We start from the raw sequence: 21,128 nt of genomic DNA, 5'->3' as shown, positions 1-21,128 counted from the left end.
CCGGTCGGGCCTGCCGGGCGGGGCAGCTCAGTTGGCGACGCGGATGACGATTTTGCCGAAGGCGCCGCGGGCGAGGTGCTCGTATGCCTTGATCGCGTCGTCGAAGGCGTAGACGGTGTCGATGACCGGGTCCAGGCCGTTCTTCTCGATCCAGGCGTTCATGTCGAGGAAGGCGCGGCGGTGGCCGACGGCGATGCCGCGGATGGCGGCCTGGCTATAGAGCAGGGACAGGACGTCCAGTGGGGCGGTCATGCCGCCGAGGAAGCCGACCAGGGCGATGTGGCCGGCGGCCCGGGTGGCGTGGATGGACTGGTTGAGGTTGTTGCCGCCGACGACCTCGATGACCTGGTCCACGCCCTGTCCGTCGGTGAGTTCGCGTACCTTCTCGGCCCAGTCCGGGGTGGTGCGGTAGTTGATCAGGTCGGAGGCGCCCAGGGCGGCCGCCTTCTGCAGCTTCTCGTCGCTGCTGGAGGTGGCGATGACGCGGGCGCCGAGCGCGCTGGCTATCTGGATGGCGAACAGAGAGACGCCGCCGGTGCCCTGGACCAGGACGGACTGGCCGGGCTTCAGGTTGCCGTACTCGACCAGGGAGAACCAGGCCGTCAGCGCGGCGATGGGCAGGGTCGCGGCCTGCTCGTCGGTGAGGTTGGCCGGCGTCAGCACGGCCGAGTTCGCCTCGAGGATCATGTACTCGGCAAGTCCGCCGTCGATCGGGCCGCCGAGCTGCCAGTCGGGTTCGTCCCGCGCCGGGGCGCCGTCGAGCCAGTGCGAGTAGAAGTGCGACATGACACGGTCGCCGACCTGCCACTCAGTGACACCCCGGGCCGACCTCGGCGACCACGCCGGCCGTGTCGTTGACCGGGATCAGGTTCTTCGGCATCTTCTCCGGGTTATAGACCCCGTCGACGATCGCCTTGTCACGGAAGTTCAGCGAGACCGCGGAGACCTTCACGAGGATCTCGCCGGGACCGGGCTTGGGGGTGGGGCGCTCCGCGAGGCGGAGGTTGTCCAGGCCGAAGTCTTCGAGCTGCCAGGCACGCATGACACGTGCTCCTTTCTCTTGCATCTGAGGGGAGGGAGGCCAGGGGAAACGGCCGGGGCACGGGACCGCGCCAGTGGCGGGGCGGGAACGGTGTCCTCGCCGCTGCGGCGCGGCCGGTCTCAGGAAGTGGTGCCGTCGTGGGTGACGGTGACGACGATCTTGCCGACCTGGCCGTTGGCCTCCATGTAGCGGTGGGCCTCGGCGATGTCGGTCAGGTCGAAGGTCTTGTCGACGGCGGGGTGAAGGAGCCCGGGGCGAGTCCGGCGTTGATGAACGCGACGGCGCGACGGAGCCGCTCGGGGTCGGAGTTGATCTCGAAGAGGGTGTAGGTGCTGATGTTCAGCGCGGGGAAGGACTGCGCGTTGGGCAGCGGGGCGGTGCGCGGGTCGAGGGCGCCGTAGAGAACCGCGTGTCCACTGGGGGCGATGCCCTGAGTGAGAGTCTCGGCGCCGGGGCCTGCGATCGGGTCAAAGGCCCCGGCGCACACCCTTGCCGCCGGTGAATCCGGACGGACGGACCACGTGCGCCTCACCAGCTGGGTCGAACTGCACCGCGGCAGTGGGCCTGCCTGCTGATCATGTACCCGCACCGGGGAACCTCGAGATTTCCGACGGGGTCAAGCTAGGCCTCGGGCGGCGCCGGCGGCGTGGCGGTCGAGGGTTTCTCCTGCGCGTCTTTGGGATCGGGCAGGACGATGCCGCGTCGGGCCAGCCACTGCTCGCCCCAGTTGTTGAGTCCGAGCAGCAGCGGCTCCATCGAACGTGCCTCCTCGGTCAGGGCGTACTCCACTTTGGGCGGGACGACCGGGTAGACAGTTCGCTGCACCAGACCGTCCTGCTCCAGCTCACGCAGTTGCTTGGTCATCAGGCGCGGAGCGATGCCGGGCATCTGGCGGTGCAGCTCGTTGAACCGCATGGTCCCCTCGAGCAGATGGAAAAGGATCACACCTTTCCACTTCCCGCCGATGATCTTGACTGTTGCTTCCATCGCGCAGCCCGGCAGGTCGTCAAACGATCGCGTCCGCGGCATGGGGCACCTCCGAGTCGTGCTGCCTTGTCGAGTATCCCGGGCCCTGAGGGGCCTGCCTCCCCTCCGGGCCCGGGGCCGGTCCGCCGCCCGTGCCGGGAGCGTCCGCCCCGGCCCCGGGCGGCGGCAGCGAATTCGGTGTCCTTGCCCCGGGGGGTGGTTTCGGGGCCGGGGCGGAACCGGTCAGGAGACCGTGGCGTCCATCGGCGCGGCGGGCAGCGGGGGCTGCGAGCGCTGCCAGGCCGACCCGTAGCGGGTGTACTGCAACGGGACCTCGATGGCGGCGCGCAGCTCGTCCGCGGCGGTCCGGGCCCAGAAGGGGTCCTTCAGCATCTCCCGGCCGACCAGCACGAGGTCGGCGCGGTCGTTTTGCAGGATCTCCTCGGCCTGGCGGCCGCTCTCGATCAGGCCGACGGCACCGGTCTTGATTCCCACCTCCCTGCGGATCAGCTCCGCGGCGGGCACCTGGTAGTTCGGGTAGGACTGCACCTTCACCGGGGCGATGCCGCCGGATGAGGCGTCGATCAGGTCGACGCCCTGCTCCTTCATCCACCTGCCGTAGGTGACGAAGTCCTCCGGAACGTTCCCGCCCTGCGCATAGTCGGTCGAGGAGATGCGGACGAACAGCGGGCCGTCCCACTCGCCGCGCACCGCGTCGATGGTCTCCCGCACGATCCGGTAGCGATTTTCCCGGCTGCCTCCGTACTCGTCCGTGCGGTGGTTGGCCAGGGGCGAGAGGAACTCGTTGAGCAGGAAGCCGTGTGCCGTGTGCACCTCGAGCACGTCGAATCCGGCGGCCTTCGCCCGTGCCGCCGCAGCCCCGAACGCCTCGATGACCTCCTTGATGTCCCCGACGCCAAGCTCCCGGGGAACGCGTGAGCCGTCACTGAAGGGAATGGGGGAGGGGGCCACCGCGGTCTCGGACTCCACGCCGAGCTGCCGCCCCGCGTGGCCGATCTGGGCGCCGGCCCTGGCGCCGAAACCATGGATCACCTCGACGATGCCCGACAGGCCTGCGACGTGGTCGTCGCTCCAGATGCCGAGGTCGCCCGGGCCGATCAGCCCGTTGGGCAGTACCGCCGCCGTCTCCAGCATCACGAGGCCGGCACCGCCCAGTGCACGCGCGCCGTAGTGCACTGTGTGGAAGTCGCTGGCGTGCCCCTGGGCGTCCGCGGAGTGCATGCACATCGGGGACATGGCGATCCGGTTCCGGAAGGTCACGTCGCGGATCGTGAGCGGGTCAAAAAGGTGTGCGGACACGAAAGATCATCCCTGTCGTTCAGTGGGGTTCTTGTCGCTTCCGACCGTAAAAGAAGCACACCGAATGCAACAGTATGTACTTTAAAGTCCCATATGGACAAAAAGGGAAGTGTGCTGGTCAGGTGCGTATGAGTCGTGCCATCGGCGCCTCCTGCGGCCGCCGGCAACCGCTCCGGGGCGCCGGCGGGCACAGGTCGACCTGGCCCACGGCGCAAAGTAGCGACCGGGGTCATGCGCCTGTCGAGACCACGGCCTGCTCGTCAGGTTCGCGGAGCACCCGCATGACGCCCGCGCCGCCGATGGCCTTGCCGCGTTTGCGGGCGGGCTCGTGGCCTTGGAGGGTGCGGTCGCTGATGCACTCGCGCTCAATGCCGGCCATCGCCGCCGGCACGGTGAACACGATGCCGGAGGGGCCGTGTGAGCCCTTCAGCGCGCCGGTGAGGAACTCCAGGCCGACGTCGCTCGCCTTCAGGCCCGGACGGTTCCTTCCCGGCAACCTCAAGGTCAACTCACGCCACACGTCCGCCGCGACGGGGGAAGCTCATGCCCGCCCGGCCGTGAGCGCAGCTACGATTTCGGCGCGTCGTTGGTGTGGTAGATCTTACTGACAATGCTCCACGTGCCATCGACTTTCAGCAGGTTGAAGTAGTCGGTGAAGCACAGGCCGGAGACATCGTTGGTATCGACACGCGCGTTGGCTGCAGTGCCGGTCACGTTGATGTAAGCGATCACGGCGCGGCCTTCCGGCGAGGGGCGGAAATCCCTGTCGATTCCCTGGTAGAGGCCCGTGATCGCACCGCCGGAAAGCTTGCCATTCTCCACGCCGAAAATCGTCGCCTCCGCGGCGAACGCGGGCTTCATGATCGAGCTGTCGGCCTTGGCGACGCCCTGGTTGTACTTTTCCAGTACTTCGGTGATGGCGATGTGGTCAGCGACATAGGTTGGTCTCGACATGTTGTGTCTCCAGTCTGAGGTTGCGGCGCGCTTGCGCCGGGTTGGTTGAGACGTGGATCAGTAGCAGCGGCGGCCTCTTGGCCGAGACCCGTGCTACGCCTGTCCCGGTCGTTGAGCCACCAGCCCATTGACAGCTGGGGTACCTGCCAGTTCACGGCCGGGGCACGCCGCAGGGTCCCGGAGTCATGGCGTGGCGAACACTTGGGAGTCGTCGGCGAACGCCTTGAACTCCAGGGCGTTGCCGGCCGGGTCGAGCAGGAACATCGTCCACTGCTCGCCGGTTTCGCCTGCGAAGCGCACGTAGGGCTCGATGACGAAGGCGGTGTCCGCGGCGCGCAGCCGGTCGGCGAGCCGGTGGAAGGCGTCGATGGCCAGGATCAGCCCGAAGTGCGGCACGGGGACGTCGTGGCCGTCCACCGGGTTGTGTATCTGTTCGGTGCGGGCCGGGGCGAGGTGGGTGACGAACTGGTGGCCGTGCAGGTTCCAGTCCACCCAAGTGTCGGCGCTGCGGCCCTGCTCCAGGCCGAGTGCCCCGCCGTAGAAGCGTCGGGCGGCGTCCAGGTCGTCGACCGGGACCGCGAGGTGGAAGCGGGGAATGGGGGAGGCGAGACCGGTCATGGGACTGGGATTCCTTCCGTGCGGCGTGGATTGCCTGGCGCTTACCAGTTCTGGCGGGTGGGGGAGATGACGAGGTCGTTGACGGTGACGTCTGCGGGCTGGTCGAGGGCGTAGACGACGGCGTCGGCGATGGACTCGGGGCTGATCGCGATGGCGTTGAGCTCCTGGGCGGCCTTGCGTCCGGCGGGGTCGGTGACCTTCTCGGCCCAGCCTGTGTCGATGACGCCAGGGCTGATCGTGGACGCCTTGATGCCCTCGCGTACGCCGAGTTCCCTGCGCATCGACTCGGTCATGGCCTGCACGAAGAACTTCGTCGCGCTGTAGACACCGGCGCCGTCGCCGACCTGGTGACCGGCCACCGAGTCCATGTTCAGGATGTGGCCGGACTTCTGGCGGAGCATCACGGGCAGGACGGCGTGGACACCGTTGAGGTAGCCGCGGATGTTCACGTCGAGCATCCGGTTCCAGTCATCGAGCGCGAGGTCCTTCCAGTACGAGAAGAGCATCAGGCCGGCGTTGTTGACGAGGACATCGACACGCCCGTAGGTGGCGACGGTGAAGTCGGCCAGCGCCTGCATGTCCGCGGCGTCGGCGACGTCGGTGAGCCGACCGGCTGCGGTGCCGCCGGACTTCTCGATGTCGGCGACCAGCTGGTCGAGGTCTTCCTGGCCACGGGCGGCGGCGACGATCTTGGCGCCGCGGGCGGCGAGGGCCTTGGCGCTGACGGCGCCGATACCGGAGGAGGCGCCGGTGATGACGACGACCTTGTCCTGCAGGTGGTTCATGGGGATCTCCCAATTGGAGTGATTCAGCACAGCACCGTGCGGGGGCGGAACAGCTGTGTGTGGAGGGGAGGCCGGGCAGGCTCAGTGCTTGCGGCGCTTGACGACGTAGGCGTACTGGTCGGGCCAGCGGGGCTCGACGCCGAGTTCGAGTGCGGCGTGCTGGGCCCAGTAGGGATTGCGCAGCAGTTCACGGCCGAGGAACACGGCATCTGCTTTACCTGAGGCGACGATCTCCTCCGCCTGCTGCGGCTCGGTGATGATGCCGATGGCGGCGGTGGGAATGCCAGCCTGGTTGCGGGCCTGGGCGGCGAACGGCACCTGGTAGTTGGGCCCGGCGACGATTTTGGCGTCGCGGACCATGCCGCCGGTGGACACATCCAGCAGGTCGACGCCGTGGGCTTGGAGCTCCTTGGCCAGGCGCACGGTGTTCTCGCCGGTCCAGCCCTCGCGCTCGTCCTCGGGGTTCTCGGTCAGCCAGTCGGTGGCCGAGGTGCGGAAGAAGACCGGCAGGTCCTCGGGCCACACGGCGCGGACGGCGTCGACGACCTCCAGGGCGAAGCGGATGCGGTTCTCGAAGCTGCCGCCGTAGGCGTCGGTGCGCTGGTTGGACGCCGGGGAGAGGAAGGAGTTGATCAGGTAGCCGTGGGCGCCGTGCACCTCGACCACCTGGAACCCGGCGGCCAGCGCGCGCCGCGCGGAGTCGGCGAAGTCACGTACGAGCTGCTGGATCTCCTTCACGCTCAACTCGTGCGGGACAGCGAGTCCGTCGTACGCGACCGGGCTGGGGGCAACGGGCTGCCAGCCGTTCTCGTCCTCGGTCAGGTAGCGGTCGGACAGCCAGGGCTTGTCCACCGACGCCTTGCGGCCCGCGTGGGCGAGCTGGATGGCCGGGACGGCGCCGTGGGCCTTGATGGCCTCGGTGATGCGGGTGAACGCCTCCTGCTGGCGGTCGTTCCACAGGCCCAGGTCCCAGGGGCTGATGCGCCCGTCGGGCCGGACGCCGGTGGCCTCGGCCATGACCAGACCGGCGCCGCCAGCAGCGCGCGAGGCCAGGTGGGTGAGGTGGAAGTCGGTCGGCGCGCCGGTGTCCGGGCCTTCGGGGGCGGCGGAGTACATGCACATCGGGGACATCCAGACCCGGTTGGGTATCTGAAGGGAACGCAGGGTGAAGGGGGTGAACAGGGAACTCATGCGGGGGTGCTTCTTTCGTGGTCGGTGATCGATGACCCCGGACGGGGCGGCTGCCGTCCGGGGTCAGGCGATGATCGTGTGGAGGCCCGCGATGGCCGGGGCGTAGGCCGCTTCAAGGACCGTGGCGGCTTCCTGGGCGGTGGTGCCCTCGGCCGGCTCGAAGGTGGCGTGCCAGCTGAGGAAGGCGCCGCCGGTGTCGGCGACGGCCTGGACGTGCAGCGTCGAGCGGTAGCCGCGGACCGGCAGCGGTGCCTCGACGATCTCGTAACTCAGCTTCCGCTCGGCATCGTCCAGCCCCACGAGCCGTTCCTGGTAGGTGCTGCCGTCCGTCCCGGTGAGGAGGCGGACCGCACCGGGGGTCAGCCCGTTGCCGCCCCCGACGATCTCGCTCGCCCGGATGGCCGGGTGCCAGTCGGGCAGGCCGTTGAACTGCCGGACGACGGCCCATGTCTGGTCTGCGGAGCTGGTGAAGACTGAGCTCCAGTACGCCTGTGCCATCAGACGGGCAGACGGGTATCGAGGACGAAGTTTGTCTCGATGAGCTGACCGGAGAAGAACAGCGAGGCGACGCCGATGGTGCTACTGGTGGGGCGGTGATCGCCGAAATAGGCCAGGTTGGCGGCCGCCATCGCGTTGTTGTACTTCGGCAGGTCCACGATGAACTGGGTCTCGGAGACGACCTGGTTACGGGTGGCGCCGTAGTGGGCGAGGACCTTCTCGAAGTTGGCGAAGACCTGCTCGGTCTGGGCCTCGAAGTCGCCCGGGTGCAGGAAGTTGCCCTCTTCGTCGTGGGAGAGCTGGCCCGAGACATAGATCGTGTGCTCGACCTTGATGGCCTGGGCGAAGCCGAACTCGCGCTCGCCCGAGACGCCGTGGCTGTAGGAATCGATGGCCGTCATGGTGACTGTCCTTCTCTGGTGGGGGATGCAGGGGTGGGTGGGGTGGCTGCCGGGCTCAGGCAGCGAGGCGGGCGACCGCGTCTGCGACAGAGGTGTCGCCGGAGGTCAGCTCGACGATGACGCGGCTGAGGGCGGGCTGGTGCAGGGCGGCGTCGATGAACGCGGCGACATCGTCGCGGTGCACGTCGCCGTACTCGAGGGCAGGCCCGGCGGCGACCCGCCCGGTACCCGGTCCGTCCAGCAGCGTGCCCGGGCGGACGATCAACCAGTTGAGGCCGGTGCGGGTGAGATAGACGTCGGCACTCTTCTTGACCTTGACGTAGTGCTCGAAGCCTGCGGACGCTCCCTCGCCGCGCAGGGCGTCGGGGAACACGGAGACGAGAACGAAGCGCGCGACTCCGGCGGCCTCGGCCGCGGCGGCTGCCTTCTCCAGGCCTTTGCCGTCGATGAGCGTGGTCTTGTCCATGCCGGTTCCGTGGGCGCCGGCCGAGAACACCACTGCGTCGTGCCCGGCGAGCTTGCCTGCGAGCTCGTCCACAGAGTCGGCGATCAGGTCGCCGGTCACAGGCGCCGCACCGGTCGCGCGAATCGTGTCGGCCTGTGCCGGGCTCCGGTGCATGCCGCTCACCTCGTCACCGCGCTCGGACAACAGGCCGGCGAGCCTCTTGCCAACACCTCCGGCGGCACCGATCTGGAACACCTTCATGGAAAACGCCTCTCTCCTGGCTGGACGAACGACCGGCCACTCTGTTGTCGCAATGTTGACATTCCGACAACGACTGAATGTTAACATCACGACATGGAGAAGACGCAACTCACAGGAGATCGGGCGGTGGCCCCCGCCCGCCGTCGCGGACTGGCCGACGAGGTCGCCGACCGGATCCGGGAGGCGATCTTCAGCGGTGCATACGCCCCCGGGGCACCGTTGCGAGAGGTTGAACTCTCCGGCGTGCTGCAGGTCAGCAGGGGTCCGGTGCGTGAGGCTCTGCGCGTTTTGGAGCGCGAGGGACTCGTGCACTGCGCCTGGCACCGGGGCACCGTGGTCACGACGCTGTCCGCCGAGGATGTCGCCGAGCTCGACAGCCTGCGCGGCGCGCTTGAGGATCTCGCCGTCCAACAGGTCATCGCGCACGCCTCGGACGAGGACCTCGCGGTCATCGAGAAGGCGGCCGGCGTGATGGACCGCACGACGGACCCGCACGCCATGGTCCGCCTGGACATCGCCTTCCACGACGACGTGTTCGCTGCCACCGGCCACCAGCGTCTCGTCGCGGCCTGGGAGACCATCCGCTGCCAGGTCCACCTGTTCTTGCTGACCCGCATCGGCCTCAGCACCGAGGGCTACCTCGGCTGCATCCCCCAGGAGCACCATGCGCTGGCCGCAGCCCTGCGCGCCCGCGACCCCCAGGCCGCCCTCCCCCTCTTCGCCGCCCACCGCCGCCACGCATTGGACGTCGTCACCGGCACGTCGAACCCGGCCTGACTACCGGTCCGCCACCATCTGGGCACCGCCCAGCGTTGGTGAAGCCTGCTCGTCATCGCCCGCCCCGGCAACCATGGACATGTGCGACGGCAGCCGGTCACAGGTGGCCACCGCGTACTTCTGGCACAGCTCGACCGGTCCGTCGCTCAGTAAGCCGCGCTGACGACGAAGCGACCCCGCGCTGCGCAGGACCGCATCAGGCCAGGCGCACGCCAGACCGGCCGTGTGCGTCCGCCGGTCTGCGGGGCCGTGGTACGGCGACGGCAGGATCCGGGTCGAGGCGTCGGAAGGTGCCGTACGGGTTGATGTTGGGCCAGACAGCGCGGTCAGGCCGCGCCGGTCCTCAGCGGTCAGCTTCTTCGCCCCTTTCGGCTCGGCCAGCACTCAACACGTTGAACTTGACAGAGAAGAGGTCGGCGACGATGGCCAGGAACTCGTCCTGAAGGCGTCCGGCCGCGCGGACACGGTCTACGGCCGGGGCGTCCGCCGGTCCGCACAGCGGGCAGGTTCCGATCGGCGCAGCGCCCATCGGGCGTTGAGCAGGGGCAGGCCCGCGGCGGCAGCGAGGTGAACGTGATCAGAGGACCACAGCCGCGACCACGATGCCGACCTGTTCCGTCGCGCCGCCGGAGGGCTGGGTTGCCAGAACCGAAACGCCCGACCTCTGTCGGCGCGGCAGGGCTCGCTGAATTCGTCAGGCCGCCCCCGGTGCCGGGCCCGCCCATCCCGGGGGGAGGGGTCAGCGCCTCGGCAGGCGGTGCAGGACGACCTCGTCGAGCACTCCGTCCGCAACCATGCATGTCATGTATGTGCAGTACGGCTGCCGTCTGCGGTCCGTAGGCGACCCCGGGTTCAGCAGGCGCAGCCCGCCCGGCGCTTCGGTGTCCCAGGGGATGTGGCTGTGGCCGAAGACCAGGACGTCCAGGTCCGGGTACAACGCGGCGCAGCGCGCCTCCCGCCCGGGGGCGGCCCCTGTCTCGTGGACGAGGCCGAACCGCAGGCCACCCAGCCGGAAGCGGGCCACCTCCGGCAACCGGGCACGCAGGTCCGGGCCGTCGTTGTTGCCGTACACCCCGACCAGGCGTCGCGCGCGCCCTTCCAGCAGGTCCAGGGTGGCCACGTCGACCCAGTCCCCGGCGTGGACCACGACGTCCGCCCGGCCCGTCTCGCGCAGCAGTTCATCGGGGAGCCGCTTGGCGCGCAGGGGCACATGGGTGTCCGAGATGAGCAGCAGCCGCACGGGAAGGTCCGCCGCTGCCCGGGTCGTGCCCTCGCCCATCCGCCCGCCTTTTCTCCTTGGGTGGCCCGCTTCACCGGTCGAAGGCGTCCATGCGCGGTCTTCCGGGCCTGGGTGAGCATCGGCTCGACCGGCGGGCGCAGGACCACCGGTCAGGCGTCCGGATGGGCCTGGGTCCGCAGCGACCACGCCGCACCGGTGCAGCCGGAGGGCAAGGGCGGGAAGCGGTGCCCCTGCACGTCCGTACTCCAGTGGTGGCCGCCCCCGCAGTCACACTCGTAGATCCCGCTGTCCGGGACGATCTCGCCCGGATGCCACGTGGTTTTGTCCTCGCTCATGTTCCTTGTGTACGACGATCGCTACCTCTCCGCGACCCGGCCCTGCGAGCAGGGAGAGCCCTGATGGCTTTCCCTTCGGGAGCGGGCCGCGCGGCGATCAGCGTCCGACGGGCACGCCGCACCGCGGGCACCTGCGTTCCGCAGTCAGGGCGGTGAACGTGGACGGTTACGCAGTTTGCCGCGGCAGCACGGGCGCTGGAGTACAACTCTCCGTCCTCTTTCCCGAGGGACACGCAGCAGCCCTCGCAGAAGCACTCGTTGCCGACTACTTCGAAAGTGTCGGCATCACAGACCCGACAGACAACGGGTGCGATGATGATTCGCTCATCCGGCTGACACGAGACGTTTGCGCCCACCAGCGAAAGCAAAGCACCGCTTTCCGACGCCGTTCCCCCGACCGCCTCTGAGCATCACAGCTCTTCGTCCCCCCGCGGGAAACATCCTCGCATCCGTTGCAGCGGCACTCCTGCTCGTGCGGCGTCAGCGCCGGGATGCGCCGATCGTCCGGTCGGTCGTCGCGAAGCGGTGCTCCGTCGGCTTCAGCACGTCGTGGAGATAGCGCAGACCACGGTCCACTCGTCGGGATGCTGACCAGGCCTCGCCGGCCAGTACAGGAACGCCTCCGTGCACTCCTCATGCCCACGGCAGGACCCGCGCCCCTGACCGCGAGCGTGGGGGCTGCGCCCGGCGGGGCAGCCGTAAGTCGCGACAGCCTGGGGCATCACGACCCGGACCGGCACGCGTGGTCGAACTCGTCGCTGTCGCCGGCCCGTTCCCTTTCGCCCTTGGTCGGTCCCCGCTGGGCGAGCGCGCAGAGCCGTTCGATCGACTTGTCGGCGTCGAGGGGGACCGTGAAGGAGCGGGAGCCCTCGACCGCGGTGATCCGCTCGCCTGTGGAGTCCGGCGAGAGCGTGGTGTCGTAGTACACCCAGTAGCGGTACAACATATCCCTGTCCTGGGTGTCCCAGACCACTTGCTCGCCGGCCCGGGTGGTGGTGTGCAACGTATCGCCCTTCTCGTCCAGGAAGCGGCCCAGCGCGTAGACGCCGTCGTCGGTGAGAGTGCCGTCCCACTTATCGCGTTCGATGTCCCAGAGGCGGACGGATCCGCCCGCGTAGTGCACCGCGAGTCGCTTCCCGTCAGGGGAGACGAGCAGACCGCGGATGGATTCGTCGCGCTCCTTCCGTTCGATCCACCGGGTGTACTCGCCGGTGCCGAAGTCCCACGTGCCGACCCCGTCGACGGTCCGCACGACCGCCTTGCGGGTGCCGGGCAGCGCGCCGCCCCAGGTGCCCGCCGCCGCATTGGCCAGTGCCCACTTCTCCTGCTCCGCGGGCCGGTACGTCCTGCCGTCCTGCTCGCCCGTGTCGAGGTTCCAGCGCGACATGTAGGACAGCCCCGAGATCACGGCGTGCTCGTCGTCGGCGAAGGAGGTGTTGATCCAGGACGGGGTGAGCCCGGTCAACGGGTCGGGTCCCTGGGCGGTGAGATCGGGTGGGGACGGCAGCTCCAACTCGTGTTCCACCACCAGGGTGTGGGTGGTGTCGGACCCGGATGCGCCTTCGGTCAGCCGCCAGACGAGCACGCTCCGCTGGTCCTCGGTGACGGTCAGGACGCGGGACCCGTCAGGGCTGAAAGCGGTGTAGAAGCGGGCCAGAGGCTTAGGTGATTTGGCGAAGCCCATCAGCTTGCGGGTCTTCAGATCCCACATCTGCAGAGCGTCGCCCTCGGCGTCGACCACCGCGAGGCGCTGGTGTTCCCCGTCCGGGGTGCGGAAGCCGCCGAGCAGAACGCTGGTGTCGAAGGAGTCCGGGGGGCGGACGCGTACGGTGACGACGCTGCCGCCGACCGCGACGGCGGCCCGCAGGTCGTTCGGAGGACCGGCGAGGGCCACCGCCGGAAAGGAGTTCCCGCGGGTGATGTTGACGTCTTCGAATGCGGTGGACGGCACGTCGAAGGTACCCGGCCATCCTTTCTCCAGGTCGACGACGAGGAACCGCATGCGGCCGAGATCGCCGCCCATCCGCCCCACGGGCTTGACGAGATAGCGGCCCGTTGCGTCGAGCCGGGGGACGTGGAGCGGGCAGAGCTGCACCGCCGTGCTGGTGTTGTAGGTCTTCGCGCGGCGCGGCTGGCGGCCGAGCCGCCACACTTCGAGAGCACCCTCCGCGGTGCAGGTCACCAGGGTCCGGCCGTCGCTGCTCACGGTCGCGGAGGCGGCCGCCCGCTCGCCCCAGGGACGGCTCGGTTCACCCGTCGCGAGATCCCAGGCCAGCAGGCGGCCCGGCGCGTCGTCCCGGCCCGTGCCGGCGGGCACGATCCGGGTCACCACCGTGTCGCCCGCCCCGAACCACGCCTCGACCGCGTCCCAGCCCTTCGGCGGGGTGAGCGTCCGGCCGACGCGGCTGCCGTCGTCGGTACGCCACACCAGCACCCCCTCCCGGGGGATCGCCGCGAGGACCCGATCTCCGCCGCCGTCGAAGCGGAGGTCGCTCGCGGGGCGCGGATTCCTCTCCGCGTCCTCGCGCCCGCGCAGCGAGACGTACCGCACTTTCGCCTTGGGGTCGAAGGCCGCCTCCTCAGAGGCGCGTACCCCCAGGGAGATGACACCCCACTCACTCGACCGCGCCATGACACGGTCGTTCGACGAGACGGCGAACCGCGCGTTGTCGCCGGTGCGAGTCCGCAGCCACGGCTCGGGCCGTTCGGCGTCGGCCTTGCGCAGGTCGAGCTGGACGACGTCGCCGCTGTCCAGCAGGGAGTACAACTCCTCACCGGATCCGGCCAAGGAGATGTCCTCGACGTCGGACCGGCCTTCCATGACGATGTGCTCGACGTCCTTCATCCGCAGGTACTGGGCCATCAGCGTCGATCGGGCCGGCTCCCGGTCCTCGGTGTCGAAGGCCGCGACGGCGAACAGCGATGAGGCGGTGAGGGACACACTGTCCAGCGCGGCCGCCTGCTGCGTCAGCCGGTCGGAGGTGAGCCGCCGCTGCTCCGCCACCATGCCCCGGTACAGGAACGACCCCACAACCACTGCCAGGGAGGAGACGACGGCGACGATCGCGATCAGCTGCCGCACCCGGCGGGCGCGGGTGGCGCTCCGCTTGGCCTCCCGGCGTCTGCGGTCGCGCAGCTCCCCACTGCACCGGATGAATTCGCGGTCTTCCGCCGTGAGCTCGTCCCCGCGCTCCGCGAGCCGCTGTTCGGCCAGGGCCAGGGCAGGATCCTCCAGCAGATGGCCATCGGGCCTGCCCTCCTGCTGCCAGCGCTGCCCGTCGAAGCGCAACGTGCCGAGCCACTCCAGGAAGGCGCGGTTCTCGGCGAGCACCTCGGCCAGGGGACGCCACTGTTCGATGAGCGCCTCGTGCGCCAGCTCCACTGTCTCGTGCCCCGCCTCCTCCACGCCGAGCACGAGGATGCGGGACTCGGCCAGCGCGCGGGCGATCGCCCACCGCTCCTCGCCCGCATCGCGGCGGAGCAGCCGAGCTCGCAGTGCCGTCCTCGTCCCGGGCGGGATCCGTACCAACGCACGCAACAGGCTCTCCGCGGCCGGTGAGGGATGTGCCCCCTGCACTTCATGCCAGGCCGTGTCCGCCCGCTCGCCGAGTGCACGGCCGACGCCGCCGAGGCGCTCGTAGGTGTCGAACCGGAGACGCCCGCCACGGCGCTGCTCCCACAGCGACTCCAGAAGGAACCCGAGCAGCGGCAATGTCCCGGGCCGCCCCACCGCGTCCTCGACGATCCGCGCCGCCAGACCGGCGCTGTATTCGACGCCGGGTATCCCGTCCAGCGGCCGCATGACCGCGTCGGCGAGCTGCTGCGCGGTCATCGGCCCCAGCTGATGGGCGGGCGCGCCACCGACGAGGCGGCCCAGCTCCGGATGGCTGAGCATCGCGTCCTGGAAATCGGAGCGAACCACCATGAGCACGCTCGCGTCGGGGCGCGCCGCGGCCTCCAGGAGAAGGCCGACGGTCTCCTGCAGCTCGTCGTCCGGCAGGGTGAGCAGGGCTTCGGCCTGATCAACGGCCACGACCACACGCCGCTGCCTGTCGTCCGCCGGTCGGGTTCGGACCGGGAGCCGCTGCTGCCCGGACGCGGCGCGCAGCAGGACGACCTCGACGCCCTGTTCCGAGAGGCGCGGCACGACACCCGCCATGAGCACGGAGGACTTGCCGGACCCCGAGGGACCGATCAGGGTGACGCAGTCTGCCGGCCCGCCGCGGGCCCCCAGCAGCCCGAGAACCGCCGCGACATCGGCGTCCCTGCCGAAGAAGTGCCGGCCGTCCTGCTCGGTGAACGCGTGCAGGCCGGGGAACGGGCACCGCGGGGCCAGCAGCCCGGCGAGTGCGGGGATCTGGTCGGTGATGGCGCGTGTCGGGATGCAGAAGTTCTGGCCACGCGCCTCGGAGGCGGTCGCGGTGACGATGCCCACCACGCCTCCCGTCACCTTGTCCCACACGGCCGCGCCGCTGAAGCCCGGACGGATCGGGTCCGATGCGCCGTCCGGGGACATCTGCAGCCAGCCCACACCGGTACGGCCGCGCAGCACGGCAGTGTGCCAGCCGCCTTCCGCCACGTCGTCCGGCAGCCCGAAGACGACGGCCTGGTGCGCGAAGGTGGAGGAAGGATCGGCCATGACGACCGGCCGCGCGCCGGTCAGGACACCTTTGAGCAGGAGCACCGCGAGGTCGCCGCGGCCGTCCGGGTGCTCGGGCACCCAGTCCCGTATCCGCGCTGTGACGGCCTCCGCGTCACCGGGGGTGTGCAGCAGCCGGACGTCCAGCGTGGTCTGTGGCCGCCCGGAATGCCCACGCGCCAGCCCGGCTGCGTCGGTCACGACGTGGGCGCAGGTCAGCACCAGTTGTGGGGCGATCAGTACGCCGACACCCGCAACGCCGGCCGGGCCAGTGATCCGCACCGTGGCGGCGGTGAGCGATTCCTCGGCGATCTCGTCATGGGAGGGAGACCACTCGGTCATGACCCGGCGCTCGCTTTCAGCTGACCCGGCGCGAGGTACCGGACCAGCTCAGGGTGACCGTGAAGTTCGCCTCGGTCCCTGTTGTCGCGATGACGACATCGGCTCCCGCGGTGAGCGAGATGCCGAACTCCAGGCCGATGTCGTCCGGCGGGTGGTCCATGTGAGTGAACCGGGACACGAAGCTCTCCGCCACGGGCCGCACCGCGTCCAGCATCTGGTCGAGTGTGCGCGACGCCTGAACTGCGGCCCGTGCCCCGCGTCCGACCCGGGTGACCGCTTCCTCGGGCTCCCTGATGCGCACCAGGATCGGCTCCTCGCCCGGCCGCCCCGTCGGGACCTGCACCGTCACCTCAGCCATCGCGTGCGCACTCCTGTCCCGGCCGTCCACTCGTATGACATGAGCTGACAGTAAAAGAAACAGGGAGTCAAGGCCGCAGAGCGTCAACTACGTGTACATAGTGCCTAGTTGGCGAGAAAGGGGTAGCTGGGGCCGGTCTCGAGGGCGGGCATCTCGGCGACTTCGGCGTCCGATATGAGGTCGCCGGTTTCGAGGTCAGGCAGCGCGGTGCTCCATAGTCGGGGCCCTGTGCGCCTGAGGGGCGCCGCAGGGCCCGGACTGAGGCAGCACAAGCCAACGCGCGCAGGCGCGCACATCTGGGCGTTCCCTTGGCCTCCGCTCTTTCGCACGTCTCTCCGACGGCGCGTGCGCGGGCTCCCGCTGGGACTACTCGGCGTCGCGCCGCCGGCGCGCGCGCTCGAACTCAGCGACATCCGCCATCCAAGAGCCGTGCTGTTCGAGTGCAGCGCAGCCGCCGCCGACTAGCGACATCTACATCGATCACCCGGACGCGAAGCTGCCCGGCGTCCCGCTCTGCTGAGCCGCCGTAGTGGCTCGTAAGTGGTCCGGCCGGCGCGCAGTTCCGGTCGGACCGCCGCACATTCCGGCCGAACCGGCGCCGAGCCCACACGAGAAGTCTGGCATGCATGCGTCATTTCCGTGATGTGCGTAGAGTTTCGCCGGACGGGCGTCACCGGCGCCCGTGACCACCGGGGGTGCGCGTGCTACGGGTGGACTTCACGAGCCAGGGCTGGCCCGCTTACGCGTCGCGTCCGGCGTGGACCCGCTCTGGGAGACCGCGCTGAGTCTGCACCTCCTGTCAGAACCGCCAAAGCGCCGCTCGCATTCGGGACATGGCGCCGGGAGGTGGTCGCGGCCCTGCGGCGGTCCGGCCTCGTCCCCGTGACACGCGCACTGACGCGACTCTGCCCGGACGGCTCCTACTTCCCGGATTTCCTCACGCCCGGCCGCGGGGACACGGATCTGGAGACCGGGCTCGACCGGCCGCTCTCCACACCTCGACATCGCCTCCGCGCCGAGATCGTCCGGCTCCACGCTCACACCGCAGGCCCTGTCCCGGCCGGCCTGCGCACGCTGGCCGACGGGTGCCCCGAAGCGCTGCACCGCCTGGGAACGGCCCTGCGCGCCTACCATCAGGTCGCCATCGAGCCCTACCTCACCGCGATGCGCGCGCAGACGGCGGCCGACCGGATCGTACGCGCCCAAGCCGTCCTCAGCCACGGAGCGGAGGGCCTGCTCACCGGGTACGACCAACTACCCGGGTGGCGCTACCGGGAGGGGAGGCTGCGCGCCCCGTACCCCATCGAGCGTGAACTGAGCCTGCGGGGCAGGACGCTGACGCTCGTGCCGGCCTTCTTCTGCGTACGCGCCCCGCTCGTCCTCGTCACTCCTCCGGATGCTGGACCGACCGATGACCACGATGGACATCGCCGTGGCGCTGCGCCTCGCGCCGTCGACGGCCAGTCGGCACGCCACCGTGCTCCGTGAGGCGGGACTGCTGCTCTCCCAGCGTCAGGGGGTGCGGGTGCTCCATCATCGGACGGGGCTCGGCCGGGCGGTGCTGGAGGGCGTTCTGAAGTGAGCCGGCGTGCAGGCGGTCCGGGATCCGGTGCGGGGGAGGGGAGGTGGCGGCGCGTGGCAAGACCGCCCGGCCAGGGAGGCCGTGCTTGATCCGCCCTCCGGATCTCAGGCAGGCCCTCTTCGGCTGAGGCGGGCGGACCCGGGTTGAGCGCCCGTCACCCCGACGTCCTTCAGTAGGTGTGTCCCATGTGGGCCAGAGCCTGCTTTAGAAGCACTCCGTGGCCGCCCGGCATCTCGCTCTGCACAGCCGGTGAGGCCGCCTCCTGCGGGCTGAACCAGACCAGGTCCAGAGCGTCCTGCCGCGGCCGGCAATCTCCGGCCACCGGCACGACGTATGCGAGGGACACCGCGTGCTGGCGCGGATCGTGGAACGGGGTGACGCCCGTGGTGGGGAAGTATTCGGCAACGGTGAAGGGCTGCAACGAGGCCGGGACACGCGGCAGGGCCACCGAACCGAGATCCTTCTCCAGATGGCGCAACAGGGCGTCACGGACTCGCTCGTGGTGCAGGACGCGGCCGGACACGAGGGCGCGGCTGATGGTTCCGTCGGTGCCGATCCGGAGGAGCAGCCCGATGCTGGTGACGTCGCCGCTCTCGTCCACCCGCACAGGGACGGCCTCGACGTACAGGACGGGCATCCGGGCCCTGGCCATGTCCAGTTCGTCCGTGGTGAGCCAGCCGGGCGTGGTTTCCGTCATGTCAGGCATCGCTTGATCATACTTACCAGGCTGGGATTCTGGTCGCATGTCTGCCACAGCCCGCTCGTCGGGGTCCCGCCCGCCGTGACGGCAACAGCGGCCCCAGGACCGCCCGCTGGTCATCTGGAAGCGCCTCATGGCAGGCGAAGGAGCTACGAGGCGAGCACGACAGCTTGCAGTTCGCTTGCTGTCGGCGTCGCTGCCGCTCCGGGAGAAGGAACATCAGGGCCCACATCAGCAGGAACGCCCCGATGACCTGGCCGACGGAGTCGGTGAAGGCATCGGCGACGACGGCGCCCCGGCTGCCTGCTGGCGCGGGGACGAAGAAGAGCACCGAGGTCAGTGCGGTGCCCATCGCCATGCCAGCAGCGCACCGGTCTGGGGTGCGCGGCGTCCGTAACGAGCGGCCAGCATCGCCCCTACCCGAGCGCCGCCCATCTCGCCGAGTGAGGCAGCGACGAATCCGACAGCCGCCTGCCCTGGCGACATGCCCAGACCTGCCTGCATGAACAGGGTCCAGATCAGGACGAAGACCCCGGACAACAGGCGGAAGACAAGCGCCGTGGTGACACCTGCGCTGAACGCCCGGCTCCGGACCAGCAGGCCGGCGAGTAGCATCACAATGCTCCACACCGGCCACCCTGCTCACTGCCGGCGGTCAGCGGCCACACCAGGAGCAGCAGCCCAGGGTGGACAGTCCGATGCCGAGCGGGTCGAGGTCCTGGGTGCGGCGAGGGCGAACGGCAACTGAGGGGCGTGTGCTCGGCTCCGCCCTTATCGGGGCCGATCTGTTCGGCCTTGGCTGGCGGACGGTCTGCCTGATCAATCTGCCCCTCGGCCTGGCCGCTCTGCTGCTGGGATGGCGCTTCCTCCCGGAATCGCACCTCGTCGGCCCGCCCCGCTCCAGCCGGGGCAGGGCGGGCCATCTGGGGTGTCTGGCATGTGGGTCCCGTGCCGGAGCTGCACGGACCTCTAGCTCGGGGTGGTCTCAGTCGTCGTTTCCAACACCTCGATCAGGTGCGCTCATGTCCCCCGTGGCGGGAATGCCGTCGGCGAGCCCGTAGCGCAAGTAGACGGTTCCTTTCGGGCTGGCTACCGGAGGTGCGAGGAGCGCGACGTTGGCGGGCACCGCGCCATCGTCGAACACCTTCTTTCCGACGCCGAGCACGATCGGATGCAGCCAGAGGTCGAGACGGTCGAAGAGCTTCTCGCGTAGGAGGCTCTGGACGAGGTTCAGGCTCCCGACGACCTTCACGTGCTCGTGCCGGTCACGGATCTCGCGCACCGAGTCGGCGAGGTCCGGGCCGAGCTGCGTGGACCCGGCCCACGCGAGGTCGGGCCTGCCGCGAGAGGCCACGTACTTCGGGACGCTGTTGAAGAGTGTGGCGATCTCGTTGTCCTCGCCGCCCTCCTGGTGAGGCCAGTAGGCGGCGAAGATGTCGTACGTCCGCCGGCCGAGCAGAAGGGCGTCCGTGCCCTCATACGCGGCACCGACCTGCGCCCCGGCGACCTCGTCCAGCAGAGGCGCCTGCCAGCCGCCGAACGGGAACCCCACCGGGTCCTCGTCAGGGCCGCCGGGCGCCTGCCCGACAAGGTCGAGGGTCGCGAACAGCTCAATGTGGATGAGTCCCATGGCTTACTCCCGATGAGTCGTTTGTCTCCCCCCTAGAGGTAGACCTGCGGATGCCTGCAGGCTCATCGCCACGACGGAACCCGGTTCACCCGGTCGGGGAAATAGTCATGAGGTCGCCTCCCGCCGACGCCTCGACGTCCTGTGGGCTCTCATCCGCGACCAGCGAACCTTCGACGTCCTACCACCTCAGCGCGGTCTCGCCGTGGGCTGATCACTGTTGCCGGGGCGGCGCTGCCTGGGGGGTGGCGCGTGCTTGCTGCAGCGGGAGCGTCTCAGTTCCTGATGAGAGGCTCGTAGGGGTGGCCCTCCGGCGTGAAGATGAGAACGAAGTTCTCGCCCATCCGAACAGCTACCTCTTGCAAGCGGGCCAAGACGTGCGCCCGGGCCGGCAGGTCCAGGCCCAGCGCTGCCGCGACATGCTCTCTCCGGGCCACGAGATCCGGCATGTCCTCCAAGTACTCAGCCGCGCGTTCGCGACTCTCATCGTCCGTGAACGCTTGGCAGTCGCGCCACCAAGGGGCGACCAGCAGCAGCCGTAGGAGCTCGGGCAGGCCGATCGCAACCAGAGCCGCATTTCCTTCGGAGTCGGCATAGAGGATGGGACGGTCCTCCCCGCCTTCACCGCAGAAGAAGTACGTGCCCCCGGCGCCGTCACCGGCGAAACCCTCGAGTGCGGCACCCGAGGAAAGGTGCACTTCTTCGACATGGTCGCCTCGGTCCAGATCGAGGTCACCCGGCCAAGCGAGGAAACGGGCAACTTCGTCCCTTTCGCGAATGGCAGCGATCAACGATTCCATGGGCCGCACCATACGGCTCACTGGGTTGACAGGACTCACTGGGAATCAGTCACGCCCCCTGTGACTGTGCGTCGTAGTTGGCCCGTCTGGCCAAGTAGGTGCTCAGCAGGCCCTGAAGGTCGGACTGGCACAGGACGAGCCGCGTCGGCTGTCACGATTCGGCGGTGGTGAGGTTGGTGGCAAGCAGAGCGCGACGAGCGAGGCTATGCGCGCGCCGCAACGTCGATGAGACGGGATGCGGGCATCG

At 69.5% G+C, this 21,128-nt stretch carries 26 protein-coding genes and 1 pseudogene; 3 read left to right on the top strand and 24 right to left on the bottom strand.

The window, feature by feature from the left end:
- Nucleotides 1–27: 27 nt before the first annotated feature.
- The 14 genes from ACIBCU_RS21415 to ACIBCU_RS21350 form a co-directional block, all read right to left on the bottom strand.
- Nucleotides 28–786 carry an NAD(P)-dependent alcohol dehydrogenase gene (locus ACIBCU_RS21415; protein WP_399233139.1) on the bottom strand — a complete coding sequence of 253 codons (759 nt, stop codon included), beginning with the start codon at nt 784–786 and terminating at the stop codon, nt 28–30.
- A gap of 22 nt (nt 787–808) precedes the next feature.
- The gene (locus ACIBCU_RS21410) at nt 809–1,042 is read right to left on the bottom strand and encodes an alcohol dehydrogenase catalytic domain-containing protein (protein WP_399233137.1); all 234 of its coding nucleotides are present in this window, start codon (nt 1,040–1,042) and stop codon (nt 809–811) included.
- A gap of 119 nt (nt 1,043–1,161) precedes the next feature.
- Nucleotides 1,162–1,248 carry a hypothetical protein gene (locus ACIBCU_RS21405; protein ID WP_362934537.1) on the bottom strand — a complete coding sequence of 29 codons (87 nt, stop codon included), beginning with the start codon at nt 1,246–1,248 and terminating at the stop codon, nt 1,162–1,164.
- Nucleotides 1,249–1,253: 5 nt separating this feature from the next.
- Nucleotides 1,254–1,529, bottom strand: coding sequence for a hypothetical protein (locus ACIBCU_RS21400; RefSeq protein ID WP_399233135.1), 276 nt, complete (start codon nt 1,527–1,529; stop codon nt 1,254–1,256).
- 134 nt (nt 1,530–1,663) lie between these two features.
- Nucleotides 1,664–2,071, bottom strand: coding sequence for a helix-turn-helix domain-containing protein (locus ACIBCU_RS21395; protein ID WP_362790235.1), 408 nt, complete (start codon nt 2,069–2,071; stop codon nt 1,664–1,666).
- Between the two features lie 180 nt (nt 2,072–2,251).
- On the bottom strand, nt 2,252–3,328 hold the full coding sequence (gene namA, locus ACIBCU_RS21390) for an NADPH dehydrogenase NamA (RefSeq protein WP_362934377.1): 1,077 nt from the start codon (nt 3,326–3,328) through the stop codon (nt 2,252–2,254).
- A 229-nt stretch (nt 3,329–3,557) separates the two neighbouring features.
- A complete protein-coding gene (locus ACIBCU_RS21385) occupies nt 3,558–3,830 on the bottom strand; it encodes a hypothetical protein (RefSeq protein ID WP_399233132.1) in 273 nt (90 codons plus the stop codon).
- Nucleotides 3,831–3,895: 65 nt separating this feature from the next.
- The gene (locus ACIBCU_RS21380; RefSeq protein WP_362934371.1) at nt 3,896–4,282 is read right to left on the bottom strand and encodes a nuclear transport factor 2 family protein; all 387 of its coding nucleotides are present in this window, start codon (nt 4,280–4,282) and stop codon (nt 3,896–3,898) included.
- Nucleotides 4,283–4,465: 183 nt separating this feature from the next.
- Nucleotides 4,466–4,900, bottom strand: a complete 435-nt coding sequence (locus ACIBCU_RS21375; RefSeq protein ID WP_362790247.1) for a VOC family protein — start codon at nt 4,898–4,900, stop codon at nt 4,466–4,468.
- Between the two features lie 41 nt (nt 4,901–4,941).
- Nucleotides 4,942–5,685, bottom strand: a complete 744-nt coding sequence (locus ACIBCU_RS21370; protein WP_362790249.1) for an SDR family oxidoreductase — start codon at nt 5,683–5,685, stop codon at nt 4,942–4,944.
- 81 nt (nt 5,686–5,766) lie between these two features.
- Nucleotides 5,767–6,876, bottom strand: coding sequence for an NADH:flavin oxidoreductase/NADH oxidase (locus ACIBCU_RS21365; protein WP_399233129.1), 1,110 nt, complete (start codon nt 6,874–6,876; stop codon nt 5,767–5,769).
- 63 nt (nt 6,877–6,939) lie between these two features.
- Nucleotides 6,940–7,374: an SRPBCC family protein gene (locus ACIBCU_RS21360; RefSeq protein ID WP_362790255.1), complete on the bottom strand. Its 435-nt coding sequence runs from the start codon at nt 7,372–7,374 to the stop codon at nt 6,940–6,942.
- On the bottom strand, nt 7,374–7,775 hold the full coding sequence (locus tag ACIBCU_RS21355) for a RidA family protein (RefSeq protein ID WP_399233126.1): 402 nt from the start codon (nt 7,773–7,775) through the stop codon (nt 7,374–7,376). The genes ACIBCU_RS21360 and ACIBCU_RS21355 overlap by 1 nt, the downstream gene beginning before the upstream one ends.
- Nucleotides 7,776–7,830: 55 nt before the next feature.
- Complete coding sequence (locus ACIBCU_RS21350) at nt 7,831–8,481, bottom strand: NAD(P)H-binding protein (RefSeq protein WP_362790260.1); 651 nt, start codon at nt 8,479–8,481, stop codon at nt 7,831–7,833.
- Nucleotides 8,482–8,574: 93 nt separating this feature from the next.
- On the opposite strand from ACIBCU_RS21350, the gene ACIBCU_RS21345 reads away from it, so the two are divergent.
- On the top strand, nt 8,575–9,258 hold the full coding sequence (locus ACIBCU_RS21345) for a GntR family transcriptional regulator (RefSeq protein ID WP_399233123.1): 684 nt from the start codon (nt 8,575–8,577) through the stop codon (nt 9,256–9,258).
- On the opposite strand, the gene ACIBCU_RS21340 is transcribed toward ACIBCU_RS21345, so the two are convergent.
- The 6 genes and pseudogenes from ACIBCU_RS21340 to ACIBCU_RS21315 form a co-directional block, all read right to left on the bottom strand.
- A complete protein-coding gene (locus ACIBCU_RS21340) occupies nt 9,259–9,642 on the bottom strand; it encodes a hypothetical protein (protein WP_399233121.1) in 384 nt (127 codons plus the stop codon). It lies immediately after the preceding gene.
- Between the two features lie 355 nt (nt 9,643–9,997).
- Nucleotides 9,998–10,498 (bottom strand): metallophosphoesterase family protein, encoded by a 501-nt coding sequence (locus ACIBCU_RS21335; protein ID WP_399233884.1) that lies wholly within the window; start codon nt 10,496–10,498, stop codon nt 9,998–10,000.
- A gap of 149 nt (nt 10,499–10,647) precedes the next feature.
- Entirely contained in the window at nt 10,648–10,833 is a 186-nt protein-coding gene (locus tag ACIBCU_RS21330) for a hypothetical protein (RefSeq protein ID WP_362934353.1), read from the bottom strand.
- 721 nt (nt 10,834–11,554) lie between these two features.
- The gene (locus ACIBCU_RS21325; protein ID WP_399233118.1) at nt 11,555–15,814 is read right to left on the bottom strand and encodes a trypsin-like peptidase domain-containing protein; all 4,260 of its coding nucleotides are present in this window, start codon (nt 15,812–15,814) and stop codon (nt 11,555–11,557) included.
- Nucleotides 15,815–15,830: 16 nt separating this feature from the next.
- A complete protein-coding gene (locus ACIBCU_RS21320) occupies nt 15,831–16,172 on the bottom strand; it encodes a CU044_2847 family protein (RefSeq protein WP_399233115.1) in 342 nt (113 codons plus the stop codon).
- 366 nt (nt 16,173–16,538) lie between these two features.
- A pseudogene (locus tag ACIBCU_RS21315) lies at nt 16,539–16,640 on the bottom strand (DUF6357 family protein); the annotation flags it as partial.
- A 414-nt stretch (nt 16,641–17,054) separates the two neighbouring features.
- Between ACIBCU_RS21315 and ACIBCU_RS21310 the strand changes: the two are divergent.
- On the top strand, nt 17,055–17,660 hold the full coding sequence (locus ACIBCU_RS21310) for a hypothetical protein (RefSeq protein ID WP_399233112.1): 606 nt from the start codon (nt 17,055–17,057) through the stop codon (nt 17,658–17,660).
- Nucleotides 17,584–17,754, top strand: coding sequence for a hypothetical protein (locus ACIBCU_RS21305; protein ID WP_399233109.1), 171 nt, complete (start codon nt 17,584–17,586; stop codon nt 17,752–17,754). The genes ACIBCU_RS21310 and ACIBCU_RS21305 overlap by 77 nt, the downstream gene beginning before the upstream one ends.
- 169 nt (nt 17,755–17,923) lie before the next feature.
- Here the strand turns inward: ACIBCU_RS21305 and ACIBCU_RS21300 are convergent, their stop codons facing one another.
- The 4 genes from ACIBCU_RS21300 to ACIBCU_RS21285 form a co-directional block, all read right to left on the bottom strand.
- The gene (locus ACIBCU_RS21300; RefSeq protein WP_362934531.1) at nt 17,924–18,451 is read right to left on the bottom strand and encodes an NUDIX hydrolase family protein; all 528 of its coding nucleotides are present in this window, start codon (nt 18,449–18,451) and stop codon (nt 17,924–17,926) included.
- Between the two features lie 339 nt (nt 18,452–18,790).
- Complete coding sequence (locus ACIBCU_RS21295; RefSeq protein WP_399233107.1) at nt 18,791–19,069, bottom strand: hypothetical protein; 279 nt, start codon at nt 19,067–19,069, stop codon at nt 18,791–18,793.
- 370 nt (nt 19,070–19,439) lie between these two features.
- Entirely contained in the window at nt 19,440–20,084 is a 645-nt protein-coding gene (locus ACIBCU_RS21290) for a dihydrofolate reductase family protein (protein WP_362934335.1), read from the bottom strand.
- Nucleotides 20,085–20,356: 272 nt separating this feature from the next.
- The gene (locus ACIBCU_RS21285; RefSeq protein ID WP_399233104.1) at nt 20,357–20,881 is read right to left on the bottom strand and encodes a hypothetical protein; all 525 of its coding nucleotides are present in this window, start codon (nt 20,879–20,881) and stop codon (nt 20,357–20,359) included.
- Between the last annotated feature and the right edge of the window lie 247 nt (nt 20,882–21,128).

The organism is Streptomyces sp. NPDC051064, assembly GCF_044455985.1.
GTDB lineage: Bacteria > Actinomycetota > Actinomycetes > Streptomycetales > Streptomycetaceae > Streptomyces.
Note: the sequence above shows the minus strand (reverse complement) of the source record. Positions and strands in the feature narration are given on the sequence as shown.

Coding starts and splice junctions, on each gene's coding strand:
- ACIBCU_RS21365 (WP_399233129.1), bottom strand. CDS start 6,876: ATGAGTTCCCTGTTCACCCCCTTCACCCTGCGTTCCCTTCAGATACCC.
- ACIBCU_RS21375 (WP_362790247.1), bottom strand. CDS start 4,900: ATGACCGGTCTCGCCTCCCCCATTCCCCGCTTCCACCTCGCGGTCCCG.
- ACIBCU_RS21290 (WP_362934335.1), bottom strand. CDS start 20,084: ATGGGACTCATCCACATTGAGCTGTTCGCGACCCTCGACCTTGTCGGG.
- ACIBCU_RS21345 (WP_399233123.1), top strand. CDS start 8,575: ATGGAGAAGACGCAACTCACAGGAGATCGGGCGGTGGCCCCCGCCCGC.
- ACIBCU_RS21320 (WP_399233115.1), bottom strand. CDS start 16,172: ATGGCTGAGGTGACGGTGCAGGTCCCGACGGGGCGGCCGGGCGAGGAG.
- ACIBCU_RS21300 (WP_362934531.1), bottom strand. CDS start 18,451: ATGACGGAAACCACGCCCGGCTGGCTCACCACGGACGAACTGGACATG.
- ACIBCU_RS21380 (WP_362934371.1), bottom strand. CDS start 4,282: ATGTCGAGACCAACCTATGTCGCTGACCACATCGCCATCACCGAAGTA.
- ACIBCU_RS21305 (WP_399233109.1), top strand. CDS start 17,584: ATGACCACGATGGACATCGCCGTGGCGCTGCGCCTCGCGCCGTCGACG.
- ACIBCU_RS21295 (WP_399233107.1), bottom strand. CDS start 19,069: ATGCTACTCGCCGGCCTGCTGGTCCGGAGCCGGGCGTTCAGCGCAGGT.
- ACIBCU_RS21360 (WP_362790255.1), bottom strand. CDS start 7,374: ATGGCACAGGCGTACTGGAGCTCAGTCTTCACCAGCTCCGCAGACCAG.
- ACIBCU_RS21370 (WP_362790249.1), bottom strand. CDS start 5,685: ATGAACCACCTGCAGGACAAGGTCGTCGTCATCACCGGCGCCTCCTCC.
- ACIBCU_RS21285 (WP_399233104.1), bottom strand. CDS start 20,881: ATGGAATCGTTGATCGCTGCCATTCGCGAAAGGGACGAAGTTGCCCGT.
- ACIBCU_RS21395 (WP_362790235.1), bottom strand. CDS start 2,071: ATGCCGCGGACGCGATCGTTTGACGACCTGCCGGGCTGCGCGATGGAA.
- ACIBCU_RS21355 (WP_399233126.1), bottom strand. CDS start 7,775: ATGACGGCCATCGATTCCTACAGCCACGGCGTCTCGGGCGAGCGCGAG.
- ACIBCU_RS21415 (WP_399233139.1), bottom strand. CDS start 786: ATGTCGCACTTCTACTCGCACTGGCTCGACGGCGCCCCGGCGCGGGAC.
- ACIBCU_RS21350 (WP_362790260.1), bottom strand. CDS start 8,481: ATGAAGGTGTTCCAGATCGGTGCCGCCGGAGGTGTTGGCAAGAGGCTC.
- ACIBCU_RS21330 (WP_362934353.1), bottom strand. CDS start 10,833: ATGAGCGAGGACAAAACCACGTGGCATCCGGGCGAGATCGTCCCGGAC.
- ACIBCU_RS21410 (WP_399233137.1), bottom strand. CDS start 1,042: ATGCGTGCCTGGCAGCTCGAAGACTTCGGCCTGGACAACCTCCGCCTC.
- ACIBCU_RS21325 (WP_399233118.1), bottom strand. CDS start 15,814: ATGACCGAGTGGTCTCCCTCCCATGACGAGATCGCCGAGGAATCGCTC.